Genomic DNA, 22,017 nt, shown 5'->3' on the forward strand with positions numbered 1-22,017 from the left:
GGCGATGATCTGACAATCTCCCCGTGAATTCCTCCGCTGCGGGAGGCGCTCGCCGGCGGACCTAAGAGAACCGCAGGAATTCCGGCGGTACGGCATCCACCAGCCACACCCCGTTGGCGCTGATCCGGAAGACGTGCCCGTCTGCCCGCATCGCCCCCGCGTCCACGCCGAGCACGACGGGTCGGCCGCGCCGCGCGCCGACGCGCGTCGCGGTCTCCCGGTCGGGGGACAGGTGCACATGGTGGCGGTTCATGGGGCGCAGCCCCTCGGCGCGGATCGCGTCCAGGGCGGCGGAGACGGTGCCGTGGTACAGGTACGCGGGCGGTTCGGCCTCCGGGAGGTCCAGGTCCACGGCGACCGTGTGCCCCTGGCTGGCCCGGATGCGGGTGCCGTCGACGGCGAACCGCTTCTTGTCGTTGGTGGCGACGACGTGGTCGAGCTCGGCGCGGCTGAAGGGGAAGCCGTGGGAGGCGGCTGCCCGCAGCAGGTCGTCGATCTCCACCCAGCCCTGCGGGTCGAGCACCAGTCCGATGCGTTCCGGCTGATGCCGCAGGTGTTTCGAGACGTATTTGGACACCTTCACGGTGCGCCTTTCATCCATGGCCCCAGCGTGCCGGGTCGCCGGGGCTTCCGGCAGGGAATTTCGCCCGTCGCCGAGGGCTGGACCCCTCTATCGCACTTCCAAGATACGGAATACATTTTCCGCTGAACTGCTTCCCAGGGGGAGAAACCATGACAGTCCCAGCATCTCTGCCGCGCCGTGCGGCCGCCGAGTTCGTCGGTACCGCCGGCCTTCTCGTGGTGGTGATCGGATCCGGAATCCAGGCCACGGCCCTCAGCCGTGACACCGGTGTCGCCCTCGTCGCCAATTCGCTCGCGTCCGCGATCGGCCTCGGGCTGATCATCACCCTGTTCGGCCCGCTGTCCGGCGCCCACCTCAACCCGGTCGTCACCCTCACCTCCTGGTGGGGGCGGCGGACCGGCGGGGAGGGGCTCGGCGGCCGGGAGGCCCTCGTCTACGCGGCGGCCCAGACCCTCGGGGCCATCGGCGGAGCCGTACTCGCCGAGGTCATGTTCGGGCGCGTCCCCGGAGCCTTCGCCACCCAGGTGCGCGGGGGCGGCCATCTGCTGGTCGGCGAGGTCGTCGCCACCGCCGGGCTCGTCCTGGTCATCCAGGGCCTCGGCCGTATCGGGCGGCCGGGGCTGATCCCGGCCGCCGTCTCCGCGTACATCGCCGCCGCGATCTGGTTCACGTCCTCGGGTTCCTTCGCCAATCCGGCCGGCACCATCGGGCGCGCGTTCAGCGACTCCTTCACCGGAATCGCCCCGCAGTCGCTGCCCGGATTCGTGGCGGCCCAGCTGGTCGGCGGCGCCGTCGGGCTGCTCCTCGCCGGCCTCCTCTACGGGGCAGCCCCCCAGACCCCGCCCTCGTCTGAGTCCGGACCCGTGGCCGAAATACCGCGCACCGAACCGGCCTACGAGATCATCAGTTGAGACGTCCCCGTGGGTTGCCCACAAGGAGCCCCGAGTTGTCCACAGCCGTTTGGGTCGGTTTTGGCGCCAAAAGCATGATCCGCCCTGTGGACTACTGAGCGAGCACTACCGGCCGCCCCGGCGCGCCAGGTCATTCATCGTCCGGGCCTGAAGCTCCCGCTCCGTCGCCGCCCGGACGAACTCCGCCACATGTTCGGGGCCCACCAGCTCCTGCACCGCCCGCACCGTCTCGGCCGGCAGTGCCACCGGCGACGGCCCGGACGGCTGTGGGGCCCCGGCGGCGCCCAGGTGCCTCTGCAGATGCCGGGTCGCGAACAGCCGCATCGCCCGGGCGAGCTCGGCGTCCACTGTCTGCTGCGCCAGCGGCCGCAGTCTCCGTACCATCGTCGCCGCCTCCGCCGCGTCCGCGTCCGTCGGCGGGACATGCCCGAGGTAGCGCGCGAAGACGTACTCGGTGGTGAACTCCAGGAACCGCGAGGCGATGTGCTCCACCTGCCCGCGCAGCTCGCGCAGATGCCCGGTGATCGCGGGGAGGGGCACCCCGGCCGCGTACAGCTCGGCGGCCACGGCCAGTTCCTGCGGCGAGGGCACCAGGAACTCGTCCGGGCGCCCGGGTATCGGCTCCAGCACCCCCAGTTCGCACGCCTCGCGCACCGCGCCGTCGTCGGGCTTGCCGCCGAACCGTTCGTTCAGCTCGGCCCGGCTGATCCGGGCGGCCTCCTCGTCGGTCCACGGGCCGTGCACCTCCGCGACCAGTCCCAGTACACCGCCCAGCCCGCGCCCCGCGTCCCAGGCCTCCAGCAATTCCTTGATGGAGGCCAGGGTGTAGCCGCGGTCTAGCAGGTCCGCGATCTGCCGCAGCCGCGCCAGATGCGTGTCCCGGTAGACATTGGAGCGGCCCCGCCGCTCGGGCTTCGGCAGCAGACCGCGGTCCTGGTACGCCCGGATCGTGCGCACCGTGGCCCCGCTGTGGTGGGCCAGATCCTCGATCCGGTACTCGGCTACCGCCTGATCGGACAATCCCGGCTCCCTACGACATGGCGGCTCGGCCGACCGCGCCCGCCGCGGCCCGGGCGGCAGGTGACGCCGCCAGGTACTCGACAGCCTTGCGCGGCGAGCCCTCCTGCGAGGGATGGTACGACCGCCGGAAGGAGCGGGGTATGGCCGTGCCGAGCTCTCTCCGCGCCGCCCTCCCGCTCACAGCCTGGGCTCCAGCCTCGCGAGCCGGCGCAGGGTGCCCGGTGTGAAGCGGGACATCCACAGCGCGCCCTTGGACTCCGGCGTCACCGGCACCACGGCCTGGTTCCTCACCACGGCCAGCACGATCGCGTCGGCTACCTTCTCCGGCGGGAAGTTGCGCAGCCCGTAGAGCCTCGACGAGCGGTCCTGGCGGCGCTTCTCCTCGGCCGCGTCCACCCCGGCGAACCGGGACGTGGTGGTGATGTTGGTGTTGACGATCCCCGGGCAGATCGCGGAGACGCCGATCGACTTCGACGCCAGCTCGGCGCGCAGGCACTCGGACAGCATCAGCACCGCCGCCTTGGAGGTGCTGTACGCGGGCAGGGTCCTGGACGGCAGGTAGGCGGCCGCGGAGGCGGTGTTGACGATGTGCCCGCCCTGACCGCGCTCGGCCATCTGCTTCCCGAAGATCCGGCAGCCGTGGATGACGCCCCACAGGTTGACGTCGAGGACCTTCTTCCAGTCCTCGGACGTGGTTTCCAGGAACGGCCCCGACAGCCCGATCCCGGCGTTGTTGACCAGCACGTCCACGATCCCGTACTCGGCGGCGACCTTCGCCGCGAGCTTCTCCATGGCCTGCTCGTCGCTGACGTCGACGTACTCGCCCCAGGCCTCGGACGCGCCGACGAGTCGGGCCATGTCGGCGGTGCGCGCCGCGCCCTCGGCGTCCCGGTCCACGCACACCACCCGGGCGCCGGCCTCGGCGAAGGCGAAGGCGGTGGCCCGCCCGATGCCGCTGGCGGCGCCGGTGACCAGGACCAATTGGCCGCCGAACCGGTCGGCGTACTTGCCCGGTGCCTTCTGCTCCGGTGCCCGTGTGGCCGGGTCCTCCCGCGAGGTGACGAAGTCGGTGATCCACGCCGCCAGCTGGTCGGGCCGGGTCCGGGGCACCCAGTGCTTGGCGGGCAGGGTGCGGCGCAGCAGATCCGGAGCCCACAGCTCCAGCTCGTCGTAGAGCCGCTCGGACAGGAAGGCGTCCCCGGTCGGGGTGATCAGCTGGACCGGCACGTGCGCGTACGCGTCGGCGCGCGGCCGGCGCAGACGCGTCCGTACGTTGTCGCGGTAGAGCCAGGCACCGTGCGCCGCGTCCGAGGGCAGCGAGGCCGTCGGGTACGAGTCGGCCGGGACCTTCTCGATCCGCTGGAGCATCTTGGGCCACCGCTTGCCGAGCGGGCCGCGCCAGGCCAGCTCCGGCAGCACGGGCGTGTGCAGCATGTAGACGTACCAGGACTTCGCGCCCTGGTTCAGCAGTTGCGCGGCCCGGCGCGGGGTGGGCCGCGCGATCCGCTTCTTGATCCAGTGCCCGAAGTGGTCCAGGGAGGGGCCTGACATCGAGGTGAAGGAGGCGATCCGGCCCTCCGTGCGGGCGGTCGTCGCGAACTCCCAGCCCTGTACGGAGCCCCAGTCGTGGCCGACCAGGTGCACCGGCCGGTCCGGGCTGACCGCGTCCGCCACGGCCAGGAAGTCGTCGGTCAGCTTCTCCAGGGTGAAGCCGCCGCGCAGCGGCACCGGAGCCGTGGAGCGCCCGTGGCCGCGTACGTCGTACACCACCACGTGGAAACGCGCCGCGAGCCGCTCGGCGACCTCCGACCAGACTTCCTTGCTGTCCGGGTAGCCGTGCACCAGTACGACGGTCGGCCGGTCCGCCTCGCCGAGCTCGACGACGCACAGCTCGATCCCACCGGTGCTCACCCGGCGCTCGCGCGCCCCCGCGAATGCCGTCCCGCTCATGCCGTCTTCTCCTCAGCCCAGCGCCGCACGTGCGGCAGATCGTCATCGAGCCAGAACGCGCTTTCCTCGGGATCCCGGGAGTCGGTGACGACCAGGATCTCCTCGAACTTCGCGCCGGTGCCCCGGAAGCCCAGGTGCGGCTCCACCGCCCACAGCCCCGGCTGCGGCGGGTGGTCGGAGAAGCGGTACGGGCTCCACAGCGGGGACCAGCCCTCGCGGTGCCCGCGCAGGGCATCACTGGCCAGCCCCTTCAGCGACTGCGTGCCGAAACCGAACGCGGTGGGAGACCAGCGCCGCTCCTTGACCCGGTCGATCTTGTGCGCGATCACGCCGAAGGGGTAGGCGCGGTGCCGGTTGGCGTACCCCTGGCGGTTCATCAGCCGTTCGACGTTCTCGTAGATCTCGCGCAGCGGGCGGCGCTCGCGCGCCTGCTCCAGGATCAGCTCGCGGTGTTCGCGCAGATCGGACATGAGCCGGTCCTGCACCGGGTTGAGCCCGAGGCTGCCGGAGTAGCCGATGTCGGCCGCGTACCCCTTGTGGACGGGCGCCATGTCGAGGATGAACGGCATCCCCGGCTCCAGCTTCCGGTTGGTGGGGAAGAACTGCAGGGGGATCTTGAAGTTGACGAAGGCGGTGCGGTCCCCGAACCAGGCGAAGGGCAGATGGAACCAGTCCCGCACCCCGCGCTCGCGCAGCCACTCGCGCTGCATCCGCGCCGCCTCGCGCTCGGTCACACCGGGCCGCAGCTGCGCCGCGACGGCCTCCGCGCACGCGTAGGCGAGGCGCTGGACCTCCCTGAACCCGAGGAGGTCCGCGGAGAGTTGCGTCGTGCGTCGCTTGGTGTCCCCAGCCATGCCAGCCGTCCGTCCGTAGAGCCGTACGCGCCCGTAAGTTGACACTGATGAATGTGACAATGACCGGAGATCACGTCAAGGGGCGTGCGCGGACCTGTGGATAAAGTTGCCCGGCCCATCAGCCTCCAGTACAGGTATGTACGCCTGAAGGCTGAGACAGGATCGAGCTCAAGGTCTGACGTCTCACCGGGGGGCCCGCCGCTAACGTCGGACTCGTGACTGTCATCGCGACCGAAAGCCTGAGCAAGCGGTACCCCCGAGTGACCGCCCTCGACCGGCTCTCCCTGGACATCGGGCCCGGCGTTACCGGGCTCGTGGGTGCCAATGGAGCCGGCAAGTCCACGCTGATCAAGATTCTGCTGGGACTGTCCCCCGCCACCGAGGGGCGCGCCGCCGTGCTCGGACTCGACGTCGCCACCCACGGCAGCGCCATCCGTGAGCGTGTCGGCTACATGCCCGAGCACGACTGCCTGCCACCCGACGTCTCGGCCACCGAGTTCGTCGTGCACATGGCCCGCATGTCCGGACTGCCCCCGACTGCCGCCCGTGAGCGGACCGCCGACACCCTGCGCCACGTAGGCCTGTACGAGGAGCGCTACCGCCCCATCGGCGGCTACTCCACCGGCATGAAGCAGCGCGTCAAGCTGGCCCAGGCGCTCGTCCACGACCCCCAGCTGGTCCTCCTGGACGAGCCGACCAACGGCCTCGACCCCGTCGGCCGCGACGAGATGCTCGGCCTGATCCGGCGCGTCCACACCGACTTCGGGATCTCGGTCCTGGTCACCTCCCACCTTCTCGGAGAGCTGGAGCGGACCTGCGACCACGTCGTGGTCGTCGACGGCGGCAAGCTGCTGCGCTCCAGCTCCACCAGCGACTTCACCCAGATCACCACCACCCTCGCGGTGGAGGTGACCGACTCCGACACCCACCCGGACGGCACCGCCGCCCTGCGCCAGGCGCTCACCGCGGCGGGCATCATCCTGCACGCGGGCGAGGAGCAGGGGCTGCCCGGCGCCGGCCACATCCTCCTGGTCGAGGCCACGGGGGAAGAGACGTACGACCGGGTCCGCGACACCGTCGCCGACCTCGGACTCGGCCTGGTCCGCATGGAGCAGCGCCGCCACCACATCGCGGAGGTCTTCCGCGCCAACGACCAGCAGCAGCTCCTCCGGAAGGGAGCCGGTTCCGATGGCGCCTGACACCTCGACCCAGATCCACAACATCGGATACCGGTCCTACGAAGGTTCCCGGCTCGGCCGCGCCTACGCGCGCAAGTCGCTGTTCTCGCAGTCCCTGCGCGGCGCCTACGGACTCGGCCGCTCGGCCAAGTCCAAGGTCCTGCCGATGCTCCTCTTCGCGGTGATGTGCGTGCCGGCGCTGATCATCGTCGCGATCGCCATCGCGGTGCCGGGCTCCACCGCCCTGTCGATCAAGTACACGACGTACGCCCTGACCACCCAGGTGATCATCGGCCTCTACCTCGCGTCCCAGGCCCCCCAGTCGGTCTCCCGGGACCTGCGCTTCAAGACCGTGCCGCTCTACTTCTCGCGGCCCATCGAGCGCGTCGACTACGTGGTGGCCAAGTACGCGGCGATGGCCTCGGCCCTGTTCGTCCTCACGGCCACCCCGCTGCTGATCATGTACATCGGCTCGCTGCTGGCGAAGTTCGACTTCGGCGACCAGACCAAGGGATTCGGACAGGGACTGGTGTCGGTGCTACTGCTGTCGCTCCTCTTCTCGGGCCTCGGCCTGGTCATGGCCGCGCTCACCCCGCGCCGCGGCTTCGGCGTCGCCGCGATCATCGGAGTGCTCCTGATCCCCTTCGGCGCGGTGACCGCGATCCAGGGCATCGCCTACAGCACCGGGAACGCCGGAGTCATCGAGTGGATGGGCCTCTTCTCCCCGGTCAGCCTGATCGACGGATTCCAGGCCGCCTTCCTCGGCGGCACCTCCGGCTTCCCCGGCCAGGAGGGCCCCTCGGCCGGTGTCGGCTTCGTCTACCTGCTCGTCATCCTCGGCCTCGTCGCCGGCTCCTACGCCGCGCTGATGGCCCGCTACCGGAAGGCCGGGCTGTGACCTTCATCGACATCGACCACACCTCCCGCTGGTTCGGAAACGTCGTGGCCGTCAACGACGTGACCATGCGCGTGGGTCCCGGCGTCACCGGACTGCTGGGCCCCAACGGCGCCGGCAAGTCCACGCTCATCAACATGATGGGCGGCTTCCTCGCCCCCTCCACCGGCACCGTCACCCTCGACGGCGCGCCGATCTGGCAGAACGAGCAGGTCTACAAGCAGATCGGCGTCGTGCCCGAGCGCGAGGCCATGTACGACTTCCTCACCGGCCGTGAGTTCGTCGTCGCCAACGCCGAACTGCACGGGCTCGACGACGCGGCCGCCCAGCGGGCGCTCGCCACCGTCGAGATGGAGTACGCCCAGGACCGCAAGATCTCCACGTACTCCAAGGGCATGCGCCAGCGCGTGAAGATGGCCTCCGCCCTCGTCCACGATCCGTCCGTCCTGCTCCTCGACGAGCCGTTCAACGGCATGGACCCGCGCCAGCGGATGCAGCTCATGGACCTGTTGCGGCGGATGGGCGAATCGGGCCGCACCGTCCTGTTCTCCTCCCACATCCTGGAGGAGGTCGAGCAGCTCGCCTCCCACATCGAGGTGGTCGTCGCCGGCCGGCACGCCGCCTCCGGCGACTTCCGCAAGATCCGCCGCCTGATGACGGACCGCCCGCACCGGTACCTCGTCCGCTCCTCCGACGACCGGGCCCTCGCCGCGGCCCTGATCGCCGACCCGTCCACCGCCGGTATCGAGGTCGATCACAAGGAAGGCGCGCTGCGCGTCCAGGCCGTCGACTTCGGACGCTTCACCGAGCTGCTGCCGCGGGTCGCCCGCGAGCACGGCATCCGGCTGATGACGGTCTCGCCCTCCGACGAGTCCCTCGAGTCGGTCTTCTCCTACCTCGTCGCGGCCTGAAGGAGCTGGCACCATGTACAACCCCACTGTCGCCCGGCTCACCTACCGGGCCCTGCTCGGCCGCCGCCGCGCGCTGATCCTCTTCGTACTGCCCGCCCTGCTGATCGTCATCGCCATCGCCGTCCGTGCCTTCACCGGCGTGGACGACAAGGTCGCCGCCGACCTGCTCGGCGGGTTCGCCCTCGCCACGATGGTCCCGCTGATCGGCGTCATCGCCGGCACCGGTGCCATCGGCCCCGAGATCGACGACGGCTCGATCGTCTACCTGCTCTCCAAGCCGGTGAAGCGCCCGACGATCATCATGACCAAGCTGACCGTCGCGATCGCCGTCACGATGGCCTTCTCGGCGATCCCCACCCTGATCGCCGGCTTCATCCTCAACGGCAACGGCCAGCAGATCGCCGTCGCCTACACCGTCGCCGCCCTCGTCGCCTCGATCGCCTACAGCGCGCTCTTCCTGCTGCTGGGCACGGTCAGCCGGCACGCGGTCGTCTTCGGCCTCGTTTACGCCCTGATCTGGGAGTCGCTCTTCGGCAGCCTGGTCTCCGGTGCCAAGACCCTCAGCGTCCAGCAGTGGGCGCTGTCCCTGGCCGAGAAGGTCGCCGGCGACGGGTACGTGGACGCCAGCGTCGGCCTGCCCACCGCCGCGGTGCTGCTCGTCGTGGTCACCGTCGGCGCCACCGCCTACGCCGGCCAGAAGCTGCGCCGCCTCACCCTGGCGGGCGAGGAGTAGGCCTCCGCCCCGGCAACTCCGAGGACTGTGCCCCGCCCGGCCCACCGGCCGGGCGGGGCACAGCCATACGGGTCATCATCGGTGCATGATCGAGCATCCGGCGCCCGAGGCGTCCAGGCCCCTGAGGTCCTGGATACGCTCCTCGCCCGGCACGCACCTCTGGCTGCTCGTCATCGCCATCACCAGCCTCGTCGTGGCGATCGCGCCGGACCGCCTCGACCACGTCCTGCTCCACCGCAACAGCAGCAACCTCCACGAGCTCACCCGGCACCCCATACGGTCCCTGCTCTCCAGCGCCTTCTGGATCGAGAATCCGGCGTCGCTCGCCCTGTACGCCGTGCTCTTCGAGTTCTTCCACGCGCCCGTCGAACGCTGGCTCGGCACCCTGCGCTGGCTGGTGATCGTCGCCACCGCCCACATCACCGCGACCCTGGTGAGCCAGAAGGCCGTGCTGATGGCCATCGAGGACCACAGGGCTCCGCGCAGCATGGTCCACGTCGTCGACATCGGCGTCAGCTACGGACTCGCGGCCGCCGTCGGGGTCCTGACCTATCGGCTCCCCAGCCCCTGGAGATGGTTCTACCTCGCCGGCGCCGTCGCCTTCTTCGGCATCCCGCTCGCCACCGGCGGCACCTTCACCGACTTCGGCCATGCCGTCTCCCTGGCCGTCGGCCTGCTCGCCTGGCCGCTCACCCGGCACCCGCAGCCGACCACTGTTTCACGTGAAACATGAGGCGTGGTTGCGCTGTTGCGGACCTCCCGCACCCGTGACGGATGGAAAATCGCTGGTACGGGTCGTGCGGCCCGGGCAGAGTGAGTCGCGCGGGGAGCAACAAAAGGGTCCGGGGCAGCCACTTCGAGCGCGCCGTACGGCGCGGGCCGCCCCGGACCCTTCCTGTGCTGATGCGGCCGTCAGACAGCGCCCAGCAGGCGTTCGAGCACCACCGCGATGCCGTCCTCCTCGTTGGAGGTCGTCACCTCGTCGGCCACCCTCTTCAGCGCGGCATGGGCGTTGGCCATCGCCACCCCGTGTGCCGCCCAGCCGAACATCGGGATGTCGTTGGGCATATCGCCGAAGGCGATCGTCTCCGCCGCCTTCACGCCCAGTCGTCGCGCGGCGAGCGACAGGCCGGTTGCCTTGGTCAGCCCCAGCGGAAGGATCTCCACTATGCCGGGGCCGGCCATGACGATGTCCACCAGGTTGCCCACGGTCTCCCGGGCCACGCTGACGAGCGCGTCGTCATCGAGCCCCGGGTGCTGGATGTACAGCTTGTTCAGCGGAGCCGTCCACATCGCCGCCGTGTCGTCCAGGTAGCGGGCGGGCAGGCCGCCCTGCGCCTCATAGCCGGGGCCGAGCAGCACCTCGCCGTCCACCCCGTCCCGGCTGGCCGCCAGCGCCAGTGGACCGATCTCGGCCTCCAGCTTCGCCAGCGCCAGCCCGGCCAGCTGCCGGTCCAGGGTCACCGAGGTCAGCAGCCGGTGCGCCCCCGCGTCGTAGACCTGGGCACCCTGACCGCAGACCGCGATGCCCTTGTAGCCGAGATCGTCCAGCACGTGCCGGGTCCAGGGAACGGCCCGGCCGGTGACGATGATGTGGGCCGCGCCCGCCGCGGTGGCCGCGACGAGCGCTTCACGGGTGCGTTCCGAGACGGTGTCGTCGCCACGCAGCAGCGTGCCGTCGAGATCGGTCGCGACGAGCTTGTACGGGAACGGAACCGGGCTCACTTGGTGATCGGCTCCAGGAACTCGCGGCCGCCCAGGTACGGACGGAGTACCGCCGGCACCCGCACCGAACCGTCGGGCAGCTGGTGGTTTTCCAGGATGGCGACGATCGTGCGCGGGACGGCGCACAGAGTGCCGTTCAGCGTCGAGAGCGGCGCGGTCTTCTTGCCTTCGCGGTAGCGGATCGACAGACGGCGGGCCTGGAAGCCGTCGCAGTTCGAGGCGGAGGTCAGCTCGCGGTACTTGCCCTGGGTCGGGATCCACGCCTCGCAGTCGAACTTGCGCGAGGCGGAGGAGCCCAGGTCACCGGTGGCGACGTCGATCACCTGGAACGGCAGCTCCAGACTGGTCAGCCACTGCTTCTCCCACGCCAGGAGGCGCTGGTGCTCGGCCTCGGCCTCCTCCGGCGCGACGTACGAGAACATCTCGACCTTGTCGAACTGGTGGACGCGGAAGATGCCGCGGGTGTCCTTGCCGTACGTACCGGCCTCGCGGCGGAAGCACGGCGAGAAGCCGGCGTACCGCAGCGGCAGCTTGTCCGCGTCGATGATCTCGTCCATGTGGTACGCGGCGAGGGGGACCTCGGAGGTGCCGACCAGGTAGTAGTCGTCCTTCTCCAGGTGGTACACGTTCTCCGCGGCCTGGCCGAGGAAGCCCGTGCCCTCCATGGCGCGCGGGCGGACCAGCGCCGGGGTCAGCATCGGGATGAAGCCGGCCTCGGTGGCCTGCGCGATCGCCGCGTTGACCAGGGCGAGCTCCAGCAGGGCGCCCACACCGGTGAGGTAGTAGAAGCGCGAGCCCGACACCTTGGCGCCGCGCTCGACGTCGATGGCACCCAGCGTCTCGCCGAGTTCCAGGTGGTCCTTGGGTTCGAAGCCCTCGGCGGCGAAGTCGCGGATCGTGCCGTGCGTCTCAAGGACGGTGAAGTCCTCCTCGCCGCCGACCGGGACGTCCGTGTGGACGATGTTGCTGAGCTGGAGGAGGAGCTGCTTCGCAGCCTCGTCGGCCTCGTTCTGCTCGGCCTCGGCGGCCTTGACGTCGGCCTTGAGCTGCTCGGCCTTCTTCAGGAGCTCCGCCCGCTCCTCCGGGGAGGCCTTCGGGATGAGCTTGCCGAGCGACTTCTGCTCATTGCGCAGTTCGTCAAAGCGCATGCCGGAGGACCTGCGGCGCTCGTCGGCGGAGAGCAATGCGTCGACGAGGCCGACGTCCTCTCCACGGGCGCGCTGCGAGGCACGGACACGGTCAGGGTCTTCACGGAGCAGCCGGAGGTCAATCACCCCTCCAGGCTACCGGGCCGGGCTTCAGGGGATCACACCGATATCACGCTGTGTGTCGTTATGCCCCAATTGAGGCGAATGGAAAAGGCGTACCCGCCGACCGGAAAGGCGCACCCGCCGGCCGGGAGCGATGGCCCCGCAGCGGGTCAATATAAGTGCCCGCATTCCCCGAAAGGGGGCAGAACGTCGAGCGGGCGCCCGCCCCTGAGCAGGGCCGGAGGGTTTCCTTGTCCACAGGAATTCTTAGATTCCCCATCTTATCCACAGGCTGTGTGCCGCATCTGTGGACACGGCATTAGATCATTCCCCACCGGCGGGCGGTCGGGGTGAACCGGGGTTCAAACCGCCCTCACACACTCATTCGGGTGGGAATGCCTCGCCCCAAAGAGTTGCGCGGTGATACGGGGGTGACGCCGTTCACCCTCCGCTCCCCAGCGCGAAACCTGGGCCACCCGACCGATTTGTCGACCTTGTCGTGCCGCTCTGTCGACTTGTCCCCAGGCCCGCATCCCGGCCTGTGGATAACTCTGTGGACAGTGGACGACCGCTTTAAGCCCGGCCGTCGAGGCAGCGCGTCAGCCAGTCCGAGGCGGCCGTGAAATCGCGGTCCGACGTACCGGGCCGCGCGGCGCGCACGTCACTCACAGCGACACCGGCCCGAGGGTACGAACCGAGGAAGCGGACCTGCGGACAGGTCCGCTTGAGACCCATCAGGGCCTCGCTCACCCGGCGATCGGAGATGTGGCCCTCCGCGTCGACGGCGAAGCAGTAGTTGCCGATGCCCGCACCCGTCGGCCGGGACTGGATCAGCATCAGATTGACCCCGCGCACGGCGAACTCCTGAAGCAGCTCCAGCAGCGCGCCGGGGTGGTCGTCGCCGAGCCACAGCACCACGGAGGTCTTGTCGGCGCCGGTCGGCGCGGCCGGCCTGGCGGGGCGCCCGACGAGCACGAACCGGGTCTCGGCGTTCTGCGCGTCGTGGATCTCGGTGACCAGCGGCTCCAGCCCGTAGGTGGCGGCGGCGAACTCACCCGCGAAGGCGGCGTCGAACCGGCCCTCCTGGACCAGCCGGGCCCCATCGGCGTTGGAGGCCGCCGACTCCCACAGCGCGTCGGGCAGATTCGCCCGCAGCCAGTTGCGCACCTGCGGCTGCGCGACCGGGTGGCCGGTGACCGTCTTGATGTCCGACAGCTTGGTCCCGGGCCGCACGAGCAGCGCGAACGCGATGGGGAGCAGCACCTCGCGGTAGATCATCAGCGGTTCGCCGGACGCCAGCTCGTCCAGGGTGGCGGTGACGCCGCCCTCCACCGAGTTCTCGATGGGTACCAGCGCCGCGGCGGCCTCGCCGTTGCGTACGGCGTCCAGGGCGGCCGGGACCGACACCATCGGGACGAGCTCCCGCGTGGCGGCTTCCGGGAGGGTGCGAAGGGCGGCTTCGGTGAACGTGCCCTCGGGACCGAGATAGGTGAAGCGGGTGGCCGACATGCGATCAGCCTAATGCCGGGTCACCGACCGCCGAGGGCGTGTTCACCCTTCGAGCAGCCGCTGCCCCACGTACTCCCCGGCGCGCGGCCCGGGCGGCACGGCGTACAGACCGCTGGACTCGTGCCGGACGAACGCGGACAGCGCGTCGCCGCGGTCGAGCTTGCGCTGGACGGGGACGAAGCCGCGCAGCGGGTCGGCCTGCCAGCAGATGAACAGGAGCCCGGCGTCCGGGATGCCGTCGGCTCCGATTCCGTCGTGGAAGGAGAAGGGGCGGCGGAGCATGGCGGCCCCGCCGTTCTGCTCGGGGGCCGAGATCCGGGCGTGGGCGTTGGCGGGGATGACGGGCTTGCCGTCGGCTCCGATCTTGGCCAGGTCCATCGTGGTGGTCTCGGTGCCTCCGGTCAGGGGTGCCCCGGTGGCCTTCGTACGGCCGATGACCTGCTCCTGCTGGGCGGTGGACTGCTTGTCCCAGTCGTCGAGCAGCATGCGGATCCGGCGGACGACGGCGTACGAGCCGCCGCCCATCCAGGCGTGCTCGGCGGGCCCGGGTCCAGCGCCGGGGACGAATATCCGCTTGTCGAAGTCGGGCTGCGACGGCTTGGGGTTGCCGGTGCCGTCGATCTGGCCCATCAGGTTGCGGGCGGTCATCGGGGCGCCGGTGGCTCCGGGAGACCGGTTGAATCCGTTCATCTGCCACCGCACGCGGGCGGCGTCCCCGGCATCTTTCTGGAGGGAGCGCAGGGCGTGGAAGGCGACGAGCCCGTCGTCGGCGCCGATCTGGACCCACAGGTCGCCGTTGCTGCGCTGGGGGTCGAGCCGGTCGGACGAGAAGTCCGGCAGCGGGTCCAGGGCGGTGGGGCGTCGGTCGGTGAGGCCGGTGCGTTCGAAGAAGGAATGACCGAAGCCGAAGGTGACCGTGAGCGAGGACGGCCCGGCGTCGAGGGCGATACCGGTGTCGGCGGTCGGGGCGGTCTCGCCCGCCATGAGCCGTCGGGCGGTGTCCGACCAGCGCCGCAGCAGTGCGGCGGCCTCCTTGCGGCCGGCGCCGGGAGCGAGGTCGAAGGCCATCACGTGGCCCTTGGCCTGAAGCGGGGTGGTGATGCCGGACTGGTGGTCTCCGTCGAAGGCCACCCGGGTGGCGCCGAGGGAAGCGAGCGATCCGGCGCCGCCGGTGGTGCCGCCTGTCCCCGAGTCGCCCCGTGCGGCGGACTGTACGAGGGCGCCGCCCGTGGCGCCGAGCGCGAGCCCGGCGGCGCCCGCGGCGCCGACGGTGCCCAGCAGCCGGCGCCGGGAGATCTCGATGTCGGGGTTGTTCTCGTTGCTCTCGTTGGTCTCGGTCACGCGGGTCAGCCGATCTTCACGTTCTTCTGGACGGTCGTCTGGTCGATGTCGGAGGTGCGGACGGTCACGTCGATCCGCCATGCGCCGGCGAGCGGCAGCTGGACGCCGGACGCGGTCCAGTGGCCGGGTGCGGAGTGTTCGGGGACGAGCGGCAGGGGGCCGATGTCCTTGGCGGGGAGGGTGAAGGCGATCTTGACCTCGGGGAGGTCGAAGGGCTGGCCGTCCGGAGTGTCCGCCCACAGGTGGACGGTATTGGCGCCGACCCGGCCGGGGTCGAGTTCGAGCCGGACGGTTCCCTTGCCGGCCGGGCCGCCGGTGTCGAAGGGGAGGCTGATCTTGACGGCTCGGTCGGGAACGGCCGTGACGGCGGATCCGCTGCCGGCCTCCAGCTCGGCGGTGCGGCCGGGCTCGGTACTGGTCAGGACGGTGGTGACGGCCAGCAGGACGACGGCGACCCCGGCCTCGGCGAGGACGGAGCGGCGCAGGCCCACGCGATCGGAGTCCGAGTCGCGGACCTGCTTCTCGCGGGCGCTCTCGCGGGCGGCGCGCTGCCGCGCGAGCTGGGCGGCGCGCTGGGGATCGGCGGGGACGGTCACGGGCTCTGTTTCACGTGAAACATCGCGCTGGGCGACGACCTTGGCCGGCTTCCCGGCGGAGGACGCGGCGAGCCGAGTGGTCCACTTCCGGGAGAGGTAGGCGATGGCGACGAGGACGGCGACGAGGCCGACCTTGATGAGCAGGAGCTGCCCGTAGCTGGTGCCGATGAGGGCGGACCAGCTGCCGACCTGGCGCCAGGACTGGTAGACGCCGGTGACGGCGAGGACCAGGACGCTGAGGAACGCGACCCTGGAGAAGCGCTGGACGGCTTCCCGCTCGATGTCCGGGACCTTGTGGAGGGCGACGAGCAGCGCGGTGAGGCCGCCGAGCCAGGTGGCGACGGCCAGCAGGTGCAGGATGTCGACGGGCATGGCGATGCCGGGCTGGATGCCGGTGGAGGCGTGCTCGGAGAGGGCCCAGGTGGCGGCGATGCCCGCCGCGACGACGGTCCCGCCGATCCCGAGGCCGAAGGCGAGGTCGCTCGTGTCCTTCGCCGACCGCCCGGCCCCGCTCTGGCTCCGTGCGTAGGCCCCGAACAGGACCGCGATGAAGAGGGCGGCGGCGCCGAGCAGCAGCAGCCGGGAGACGAGGGAGGCGCCGGTCTTCGTCTCCAGCACGGCCCTCAGCCCGGCGAGGTCGAGGGCATCCGCGAATTTCCCCGAGCCGGTGTACGGGTTGCGCAGCACCAGCATCGCGAGGGTCGCGGAGGTGAGGGTGACCCAGGCGCGTACGACGAGTTTTTGCAGGGGCCGCTCGGCCGCGCCCCGGCGCCAGCACAGCAGCACGAAGGCGGCGGCGCCGACGAGGACGGCGAAACCTCCGTAGGCGGCGTAGCGGGCGATGTCGTAGGCGATGCCGACGGGCCCGCCGCCCGCCTCACGGCTGGGCAGGGTGACGCTGGTGGCCGAAGGGGCGCCGATGGAGAAGGTGAAGGCGCCGGAGACCGGGTGGCTGTCGGCGGAGACGGCCTGCCAGGCGACGGTGTAGGTGCCGTTGGGCAGGCCGGAGTGCAGGGCGGTGCCGTAGCGGATGGTCGATCCACTGCACATGTCGCGCAGTTCGCCGGTGTCGACGCGCTTGCCCCGGGGGTCCAGGACGCGGATGGAGTCGCCGCCCATGGCGACCTGCTCCGAGAAGGAGAGGGTGACCTGGGCGGGGGCCGTGGCGACCACCGCCCCTTCCTTGGGGTCGCTCGCGGTCAGTGCGGCGTGCGCCGCGGCCGGGGAGGCCGCGGTGAACAGCGTCGCCAACAGGGCGGCGAGGACCAGCGCGAGCCGCGGCAGGAGTGCGGCGGTCCGGGTGCGGGCCGTGGATGGGGCGGGGGCGGTGGCCGTCATGGCGTGTCAGTCCCTCGGTCCGTCAGTGGGCGGTGCCATCGGTGTGTGCTGGAGCCTTCCCGTTGTACGTCCGCGCCTTGACGTCCAGCTCGACCTTGACGGGGTCGGCCTTCTCGAAGCGCAGCTCGACGGTGACCTTGTCGCCCACCTTCGGGGTGCTCTTGAGGCCCATGAACATGACGTGGCTGCCGCCGCGCTCCAGCTTCAGCTCACCGTTGGCCGGCACGTCCATGGACGGGACCTGCCGCATCTTCAGGTCCTTGGTCTCGTGGATCTGAAGATCGTCCGAGAGCGGGCTGGTGAGGGCGACGAGCTTGTCCGCCGTCTTGGAGCCGTTCTTGATGACCATGAACGCGCCGGCCATCTTGTCGTTGACGGGCTCGGGCATGAACGCGCCGGTGACCGTCATCGCGGGCTTGGCCGCTTCGGTCTTGGAGCCGGAGCCGGAGCCGGAGCCGGAGCCGGAGTCCGAGCCCGAGCCCGAGCCCGAGTTGGAGGAGCAGCCGGATATCGCGAGCGCTGCCGTCAGGGAGAGGGCGGCGGCGATGGTGCGGGTGGTGCGGCGGTTCACGGGTTCTCTCCCTTGACGAGCTTCGGCAGGTCCTTGGCGTAGTCATCGACGGTGGTGCTCTCGCCGTAGAGGACGTATCCGTCGTCCGTCTTGGGAGAGAAGGCGATGACCTGCGCGCCGTGCATGGAGACGACGCTGCCGTCGGCCTCCTTCTCGGCGGGGTCGATGCCGATGCCGAGACTGCGCGCGGCGGCCTGGATGGTGGCGAAGTCCCCGGTCAGTCCGGTGAAGGCCGGATCCTGGGACCTGAGCCACGCGCCGAGGGAGTCGGGGGTGTCCCGTTCGGGGTCGGTGGTGACGAAGACGACCTGGAGCTTCTCCTGATCGGCCTTCGGGAGCGCCTTCTTGGCGATGGCGATGTTGCTCATCGTCAGGGGGCACACGTCGGGGCAGTTGGTGTAGCCGAAGTAGATGAGCGTCGGCTTGCCCTTGGTCTGCTCGCGCAGGTTCCAGGGCTTGCCGGTGGTGTCCGTCAGGACCAGGTCCGGCTTGGTGAAGGGTCGGTCGAGCACGGTCGCGGAGCCGGCCTTCGACTGGCCGCTGATCTGCGTGACCGCGTCGGTCTTGACCGGCTCACCGCCGCAGGCCGTGAGGGTGAGGGCGGCCACCGCCGCGAGGGCGGCGACCGTCACACGTGTGGTGCGCATGGAGAGATGTCCCTGGGATCGGGGATGCTGAGGTTGTTGTACGGGCACGGCAGGTCAGGAGGCGCGGCGGCGCGAGGCGACGCCGAAGGCGATACCGCCGAGCCCGACGACGATGCCGGCGATGCCGAGGGCACGCGCGGTCGTGTCGGAGCTGCCCTTGGCGGCCTTCTCCGTACCGTCCTTGTGGACCTTGTCGGCGTTCTTGCCGCCGTCGGCCTCGTGCGTCTTCTTGGCGCCACCGTCGTGGTGGTCGCCGCCCTTGGCGGCGGTCAGCTTCAGGACGGGCGCCGGGTTCTGCGGTTCGGCGGCGCCCTCCTTGGGCTCTTCGATCCAGCGGACGACCTCGTCGTTGTCGTACGTCTGGATCGCCTTGAAGACCATCTGGTCGGCGTCCTCGGGCAACTTGCCGACGGAGACCGGGAACTGCTGGAACTTGCCGGCCTCGATCTTGCCGCCGCTCCAGGTGACCTTGGTGACGGCCTCGTTGATCTGCTTGCCGTGCACGGTGAGGGGCTTGTCGAGCTTGGTCTTCTCGACCTTCACGGTCCAGCCCGGGACGTCCTGCGGCATGACGGACGTGAGCGGCTGGTCGACCGGGAAGTTGACCTCCAGCTGCGTGGTCGACGCGTTGTCGCGCTCGTTCGGGACCTTGAAGTTGATCGTTGCGTAGCCGCCCTTGGCGGCGTCGCCGGGCTGCACGCTGACGTGCGCGAAGGCGGGGCCGGAGAGGACGAGGACGGTACCGGCGGCGAGGGCGGCGGCGAAGGAGACGCGAGAGGTCTTCATGGCGGAATCACTCCACAGAAGCAGGGATGACGGTGGCTCCGGGCACGGGCGCGCGCGGAGTGCGCGGCACCGGTGCTCCCTCTGGGTGTCCCTGGGAGTGGGGTGCCGCGTCAGGCTGCGAGGGCGAACGCCGCCGCGGGCGGCCCCCGCCTGATCACCGTGTGCTGGAGTGCCTCCCGGCCGGTCGCGGCCGCCGGGGCCGCCGCGGTCCGGGCGGCCCGCGGAGTACGGTCCGGCGCGCTCGGAAGTCCGGACGCGAGGGCTCGTACGAAGGCCAGCGCGGCGCGCAGCGGACGTACCGGGTGGGTCTCCGAGGAGAGCCGGGACAGCTCGACCAGCCGGAACAGGGCGGCGTCGCCGCGCCCGAGCAGCCAGCCGGCGGCGAGCGCGGCCAGCAGGTGGCCGAGCAGCATGGCGGGGCTGAACAGGCCGGTCGCGGGTGCCGCGGTGGCCTGGGCCATGTGTGCGTGGGCCGCGTGGCCTTGTGCGGCGGTCTGTCCGGCCATGGCGGCCGGATCCAGCCCGGCGCTCTCCACGATCCGCCGGGCGTCGGCCGGGCTGAGCGGAATGGAGTTGCCTCCGCAGACCAACTGGGCGGCGAGGGCCGCCAGCGAGGTGTCGGAGGAGGCGGTGGCGCCACCGGCTGAAGGGGCGGCCGCGGCGCTGTGCTGGCCGAGGCCGAACAGCGCGTGCAGCCCGAGCTGGCCGACGGTGAGTCCGGCGGCGATTCCGGGCAGCGAGTGGCGGCGGCCCGCGAGCGGGGCCGCGACCGCGAACACGGCCAGGAAGGCGATGCCGACCACCCACCAGGGCACGGTGGCGCAGGAGGCCATGGCGTGGCCGGCCGCCGACAGCACGACGCAGACCGCGGTGAACACCGCGGCCCGGATCATCCGGAGGCCCGCTCCGGCATGCGTCGTGTGGGGGGCAGTCATGGCCGGGCCATCATCGCACTGCGCCGATGCTTCCCATACGGCAGGTCCGGAACGTCCGATGCGTCCCTCCCGGCCGCGTCGGACGTCATACACCGCCGCCCGGGAGTGTCACATCGGCCGAATGAGGGCTGTGGCGGCCGCCGGGGGCTTACGGCTGACCGCATGAGGCAATAGGTAACCGTATGAGCATCTGGTGGTCTCTCCACTTGCGGCGCGAAGCCGCGAGCGTCCCGCTCGCCCGGCGGTTGCTGCTGGGGGCGATGGAGACCGCGGGGGTGGACCCGGACATCTCCTTCGAACTGTCGGTGGCGCTGAGCGAGGCCTGCGCGAACGCGGTGGAACACGGCGGTCCGTCGGTCGGCCTCGGCCCCGACGGGGACCCGGTCCCGGAGGCGTGCGCGGCGTACCGCGTCACGGCGTACTTGGACGGGGACTGCTGCCGCATCGAGGTGACCGACTCGGGTCCGGGTTTCCCGCCTTCGACGGTGTCCGGGCGCAGACCGGAGCCGGCCGGTTCCTCGGAGAAAGAGCACGGCCGGGGCCTGGGGCTCATCACCGAACTCGCCGATCACGTCCGGTTCCGCAACCGGCCGGGCCGGGGCGCGGTGGTCAGCTTCGACAAGATCCTCAAGTGGCGCGAGGGCGCGCTGCTCAAGGTGTCGTAGCCGCGCGCGCCTCCGGACACCGGCCCGCCTGCCTCCGGACACCAGCCCGCGCGCCTCCGGACATGCCGATGGGCGGGACCCGCGTACGGGAACCCGCCCACCAGCCGTGCGGAACACCAGCCGCGCGGAAGGTCAGCCCTTGAGCCGCGCCATCCACGCCTCGACCTCTGCTGACGCGCGCGGCAGTCCGGCCGACAGGTTCTCGTTGCCGTCCTCGGTGACGAGGATGTCGTCCTCGATCCGGACGCCGATGCCCCGGTACTCCTCGGGCACGGTCAGGTCGTCGGTCTGGAAGTACAGCCCGGGCTCGACGGTGAGGCACATGCCGGGCTGCAGCGTCCCGTCCACGTACGCCTCGGTCCGCGCGACGGCGCAGTCGTGGACGTCCATGCCGAGCATGTGGCCGGTGCCGTGCAGGGTCCAGCGGCGCTGGAGGCTCAGCTCCAGGACGCGCTCGACCGGGCCCTCCAGCAGGCCCCACTCCACGAGCTTCTCGGCCAGCACGCGCTGCGCGGCATCGTGGAAGTCGCGGAACTTCGCACCCGGCTGCACGGCGGCGATGCCGGCTTCCTGGGCCTCGTACACCGCGTCGTAGATCTTGCGCTGGATGTCGCTGTACGTGCCGTTGATCGGCAGCGTGCGCGTGACGTCTGCGGTGTAGAGGTCGCGGGTTTCCACACCGGCGTCGAGCAGCAGCAGGTCGCCGGGGCGGACCTCGCCGTCGTTGCGTACCCAGTGCAGCGTGCAGGCGTTCGGGCCGGCGGCGCAGATGGAGCCGTAGCCGACGTCGTTGCCCTCGACGCGGGCGCGCAGGAAGAACGTGCCCTCGATGTAGCGCTCGGAGGTGGCCTCGGCCTTGTCGAGCACCTTCACGACGTCCTCGAAGCCGCGGACGGTGGAGTCGACGGCCTTGCGCAGCTCGCCGATCTCGAACCGGTCCTTCACGGCACGGGCCTCGGAGAGGAAGACGCGCAGCTCCTCGTCCCGTTCGGCGGTGACCTTGTCCGTCAGCGCCTTCTCGATGACCGCGTCGTGGCCGCGCAGCACGCGGACCGGGCCCTCGGCCGCGGCGAGGGCGTCCGCGAGTTCGCGGACGTCCTTGGCGGGGATGCCCAGGAGCTGCTCGGCCTCGGCGAGGGAGCGGCGGCGGCCGACCCACAGCTCGCCCTGGTTGGACAGCCAGAACTCGCCGTTCTCGCGGTTGGAGCGCGGCAGCAGGTAGAGGGTGGCGGTGTGGCCGCTCGTGCCCGAGGGCTCCAGGACCAGCACGCCGTTCTCCGTCTGGTCGCCGGTGAGGTACGCGTACTCGGTCGAGGAGCGGAACGGGTACTCGCAGTCGTTCGAGCGGGTCTTGAGCCGGCCCGCGGGGACGACGAGGCGCTCGCCGGGGAACCGCGCGGACAGCGCGGCGCGGCGGGTGGCCGTGTGCGCGGCCTGGGCGATGGGCTTCAGCCCGTGCAGCTCGGTGTCGGCCCAGCCGGTGCGCATGTTGTCCGCGAGTTCGTCGCTGACGCCCGGGTACAGCGTGTTCTTGCGCTGCTTGTGCTTCTCCTGGGGCTGCTCTTCTTCCAGGGTCTCCGGGGTGAGCTCGTCAGCCACGTCTTCTCCTCAAGCTGCGA

21 protein-coding genes are annotated in these 22,017 nt (G+C 70.9%); 7 read left to right on the forward strand and 14 right to left on the reverse strand.

The window, feature by feature from the left end:
- Positions 1-61 precede the first annotated feature (61 nt).
- Positions 62-601 carry an RNA 2'-phosphotransferase gene (locus MTF65_RS15530; protein WP_243629276.1) on the reverse strand — a complete coding sequence of 180 codons (540 nt, stop codon included), beginning with the start codon at positions 599-601 and terminating at the stop codon, positions 62-64.
- Between the two features lie 131 nt (positions 602-732).
- Here MTF65_RS15530 and MTF65_RS15535 point away from each other — a divergent pair, with 131 nt between their 5' ends.
- Positions 733-1,494, forward strand: coding sequence for an aquaporin (locus MTF65_RS15535; RefSeq protein ID WP_243629277.1), 762 nt, complete (start codon positions 733-735; stop codon positions 1,492-1,494).
- A 105-nt stretch (positions 1,495-1,599) separates the two neighbouring features.
- Here MTF65_RS15535 and MTF65_RS15540 read toward each other — a convergent pair whose 3' ends face one another.
- The 3 genes from MTF65_RS15540 to MTF65_RS15550 all read right to left on the reverse strand — a co-directional run bounded on the left by MTF65_RS15540 (position 1,600) and on the right by MTF65_RS15550 (position 5,318).
- Positions 1,600-2,514: a MerR family transcriptional regulator gene (locus MTF65_RS15540; protein WP_243629278.1), complete on the reverse strand. Its 915-nt coding sequence runs from the start codon at positions 2,512-2,514 to the stop codon at positions 1,600-1,602.
- A gap of 177 nt (positions 2,515-2,691) precedes the next feature.
- Positions 2,692-4,464, reverse strand: a complete 1,773-nt coding sequence (locus MTF65_RS15545) for an SDR family oxidoreductase (RefSeq protein WP_243629279.1) — start codon at positions 4,462-4,464, stop codon at positions 2,692-2,694.
- Positions 4,461-5,318: a M24 family metallopeptidase gene (locus MTF65_RS15550; RefSeq protein WP_243629280.1), complete on the reverse strand. Its 858-nt coding sequence runs from the start codon at positions 5,316-5,318 to the stop codon at positions 4,461-4,463. The genes MTF65_RS15545 and MTF65_RS15550 overlap by 4 nt, the downstream gene beginning before the upstream one ends.
- Before the next feature lie 215 nt (positions 5,319-5,533).
- Between MTF65_RS15550 and MTF65_RS15555 the strand changes: the two genes are divergently transcribed.
- The 5 genes from MTF65_RS15555 (at position 5,534) to MTF65_RS15575 (ending at position 9,768) form a co-directional block, all read left to right on the forward strand.
- Entirely contained in the window at positions 5,534-6,517 is a 984-nt protein-coding gene (locus MTF65_RS15555) for an ABC transporter ATP-binding protein (protein WP_243629281.1), read from the forward strand.
- Positions 6,507-7,394, forward strand: coding sequence for an ABC transporter permease subunit (locus MTF65_RS15560; RefSeq protein WP_243629282.1), 888 nt, complete (start codon positions 6,507-6,509; stop codon positions 7,392-7,394). Before MTF65_RS15555 ends, MTF65_RS15560 begins: the two co-directional genes overlap by 11 nt.
- On the forward strand, positions 7,391-8,302 hold the full coding sequence (locus tag MTF65_RS15565; protein ID WP_243629283.1) for an ABC transporter ATP-binding protein: 912 nt from the start codon (positions 7,391-7,393) through the stop codon (positions 8,300-8,302). The genes MTF65_RS15560 and MTF65_RS15565 overlap by 4 nt, the downstream gene beginning before the upstream one ends.
- Positions 8,303-8,315: 13 nt before the next feature.
- Entirely contained in the window at positions 8,316-9,035 is a 720-nt protein-coding gene (locus MTF65_RS15570) for an ABC transporter permease (RefSeq protein WP_243629284.1), read from the forward strand.
- Between the two features lie 85 nt (positions 9,036-9,120).
- On the forward strand, positions 9,121-9,768 hold the full coding sequence (locus MTF65_RS15575; protein ID WP_243629285.1) for a rhomboid-like protein: 648 nt from the start codon (positions 9,121-9,123) through the stop codon (positions 9,766-9,768).
- A gap of 179 nt (positions 9,769-9,947) precedes the next feature.
- Here MTF65_RS15575 and MTF65_RS15580 read toward each other — a convergent pair whose 3' ends face one another.
- The 9 genes from MTF65_RS15580 to MTF65_RS15620 form a co-directional block, all read right to left on the reverse strand.
- Complete coding sequence (locus MTF65_RS15580; RefSeq protein ID WP_243629286.1) at positions 9,948-10,760, reverse strand: HAD family hydrolase; 813 nt, start codon at positions 10,758-10,760, stop codon at positions 9,948-9,950.
- Positions 10,757-12,034: a serine--tRNA ligase gene (serS, locus tag MTF65_RS15585; protein WP_243629287.1), complete on the reverse strand. Its 1,278-nt coding sequence runs from the start codon at positions 12,032-12,034 to the stop codon at positions 10,757-10,759. The genes MTF65_RS15580 and serS overlap by 4 nt, the downstream gene beginning before the upstream one ends.
- A 549-nt stretch (positions 12,035-12,583) precedes the next feature.
- The gene (pheA, locus tag MTF65_RS15590) at positions 12,584-13,519 is read right to left on the reverse strand and encodes a prephenate dehydratase (protein WP_243629288.1); all 936 of its coding nucleotides are present in this window, start codon (positions 13,517-13,519) and stop codon (positions 12,584-12,586) included.
- Positions 13,520-13,561: 42 nt separating this feature from the next.
- Positions 13,562-14,860 carry an iron uptake transporter deferrochelatase/peroxidase subunit gene (gene efeB, locus MTF65_RS15595; protein WP_374207235.1) on the reverse strand — a complete coding sequence of 433 codons (1,299 nt, stop codon included), beginning with the start codon at positions 14,858-14,860 and terminating at the stop codon, positions 13,562-13,564.
- A 5-nt stretch (positions 14,861-14,865) separates the two neighbouring features.
- Positions 14,866-16,794: a copper resistance protein CopC gene (locus tag MTF65_RS15600; RefSeq protein WP_243629290.1), complete on the reverse strand. Its 1,929-nt coding sequence runs from the start codon at positions 16,792-16,794 to the stop codon at positions 14,866-14,868.
- A gap of 22 nt (positions 16,795-16,816) precedes the next feature.
- Entirely contained in the window at positions 16,817-17,365 is a 549-nt protein-coding gene (locus tag MTF65_RS15605; RefSeq protein ID WP_243629291.1) for a copper chaperone PCu(A)C, read from the reverse strand.
- A complete protein-coding gene (locus tag MTF65_RS15610) occupies positions 17,362-18,012 on the reverse strand; it encodes an SCO family protein (protein ID WP_243629292.1) in 651 nt (216 codons plus the stop codon). Before MTF65_RS15610 ends, MTF65_RS15605 begins: the two co-directional genes overlap by 4 nt.
- A gap of 54 nt (positions 18,013-18,066) precedes the next feature.
- Positions 18,067-18,798: a YcnI family protein gene (locus MTF65_RS15615; protein ID WP_243629293.1), complete on the reverse strand. Its 732-nt coding sequence runs from the start codon at positions 18,796-18,798 to the stop codon at positions 18,067-18,069.
- A gap of 110 nt (positions 18,799-18,908) precedes the next feature.
- Complete coding sequence (locus tag MTF65_RS15620; RefSeq protein ID WP_243629294.1) at positions 18,909-19,733, reverse strand: hypothetical protein; 825 nt, start codon at positions 19,731-19,733, stop codon at positions 18,909-18,911.
- Positions 19,734-19,915: 182 nt separating this feature from the next.
- Here MTF65_RS15620 and MTF65_RS15625 point away from each other — a divergent pair, with 182 nt between their 5' ends.
- A complete protein-coding gene (locus MTF65_RS15625; RefSeq protein WP_243629295.1) occupies positions 19,916-20,398 on the forward strand; it encodes an ATP-binding protein in 483 nt (160 codons plus the stop codon).
- 132 nt (positions 20,399-20,530) lie between these two features.
- Here the strand turns inward: MTF65_RS15625 and MTF65_RS15630 are convergent, their stop codons facing one another.
- On the reverse strand, positions 20,531-21,997 hold the full coding sequence (locus tag MTF65_RS15630) for an aminopeptidase P family protein (protein WP_243629296.1): 1,467 nt from the start codon (positions 21,995-21,997) through the stop codon (positions 20,531-20,533).
- Between the last annotated feature and the right edge of the window lie 20 nt (positions 21,998-22,017).

This window comes from Streptomyces sp. APSN-46.1, from assembly GCF_022815725.1.
Taxonomy (GTDB): Bacteria; Actinomycetota; Actinomycetes; order Streptomycetales; family Streptomycetaceae; genus Streptomyces.

Coding starts and splice junctions, on each gene's coding strand:
- MTF65_RS15530 (WP_243629276.1), bottom strand. CDS start 601: ATGGATGAAAGGCGCACCGTGAAGGTGTCCAAATACGTCTCGAAACAC.
- MTF65_RS15620 (WP_243629294.1), bottom strand. CDS start 19,733: ATGACTGCCCCCCACACGACGCATGCCGGAGCGGGCCTCCGGATGATC.
- MTF65_RS15535 (WP_243629277.1), top strand. CDS start 733: ATGACAGTCCCAGCATCTCTGCCGCGCCGTGCGGCCGCCGAGTTCGTC.
- pheA (WP_243629288.1), bottom strand. CDS start 13,519: ATGTCGGCCACCCGCTTCACCTATCTCGGTCCCGAGGGCACGTTCACC.
- MTF65_RS15610 (WP_243629292.1), bottom strand. CDS start 18,012: ATGCGCACCACACGTGTGACGGTCGCCGCCCTCGCGGCGGTGGCCGCC.
- MTF65_RS15570 (WP_243629284.1), top strand. CDS start 8,316: ATGTACAACCCCACTGTCGCCCGGCTCACCTACCGGGCCCTGCTCGGC.
- MTF65_RS15550 (WP_243629280.1), bottom strand. CDS start 5,318: ATGGCTGGGGACACCAAGCGACGCACGACGCAACTCTCCGCGGACCTC.
- MTF65_RS15625 (WP_243629295.1), top strand. CDS start 19,916: ATGAGCATCTGGTGGTCTCTCCACTTGCGGCGCGAAGCCGCGAGCGTC.
- MTF65_RS15600 (WP_243629290.1), bottom strand. CDS start 16,794: ATGACGGCCACCGCCCCCGCCCCATCCACGGCCCGCACCCGGACCGCC.
- MTF65_RS15545 (WP_243629279.1), bottom strand. CDS start 4,464: ATGAGCGGGACGGCATTCGCGGGGGCGCGCGAGCGCCGGGTGAGCACC.
- MTF65_RS15615 (WP_243629293.1), bottom strand. CDS start 18,798: ATGAAGACCTCTCGCGTCTCCTTCGCCGCCGCCCTCGCCGCCGGTACC.
- MTF65_RS15560 (WP_243629282.1), top strand. CDS start 6,507: ATGGCGCCTGACACCTCGACCCAGATCCACAACATCGGATACCGGTCC.
- MTF65_RS15575 (WP_243629285.1), top strand. CDS start 9,121: ATGATCGAGCATCCGGCGCCCGAGGCGTCCAGGCCCCTGAGGTCCTGG.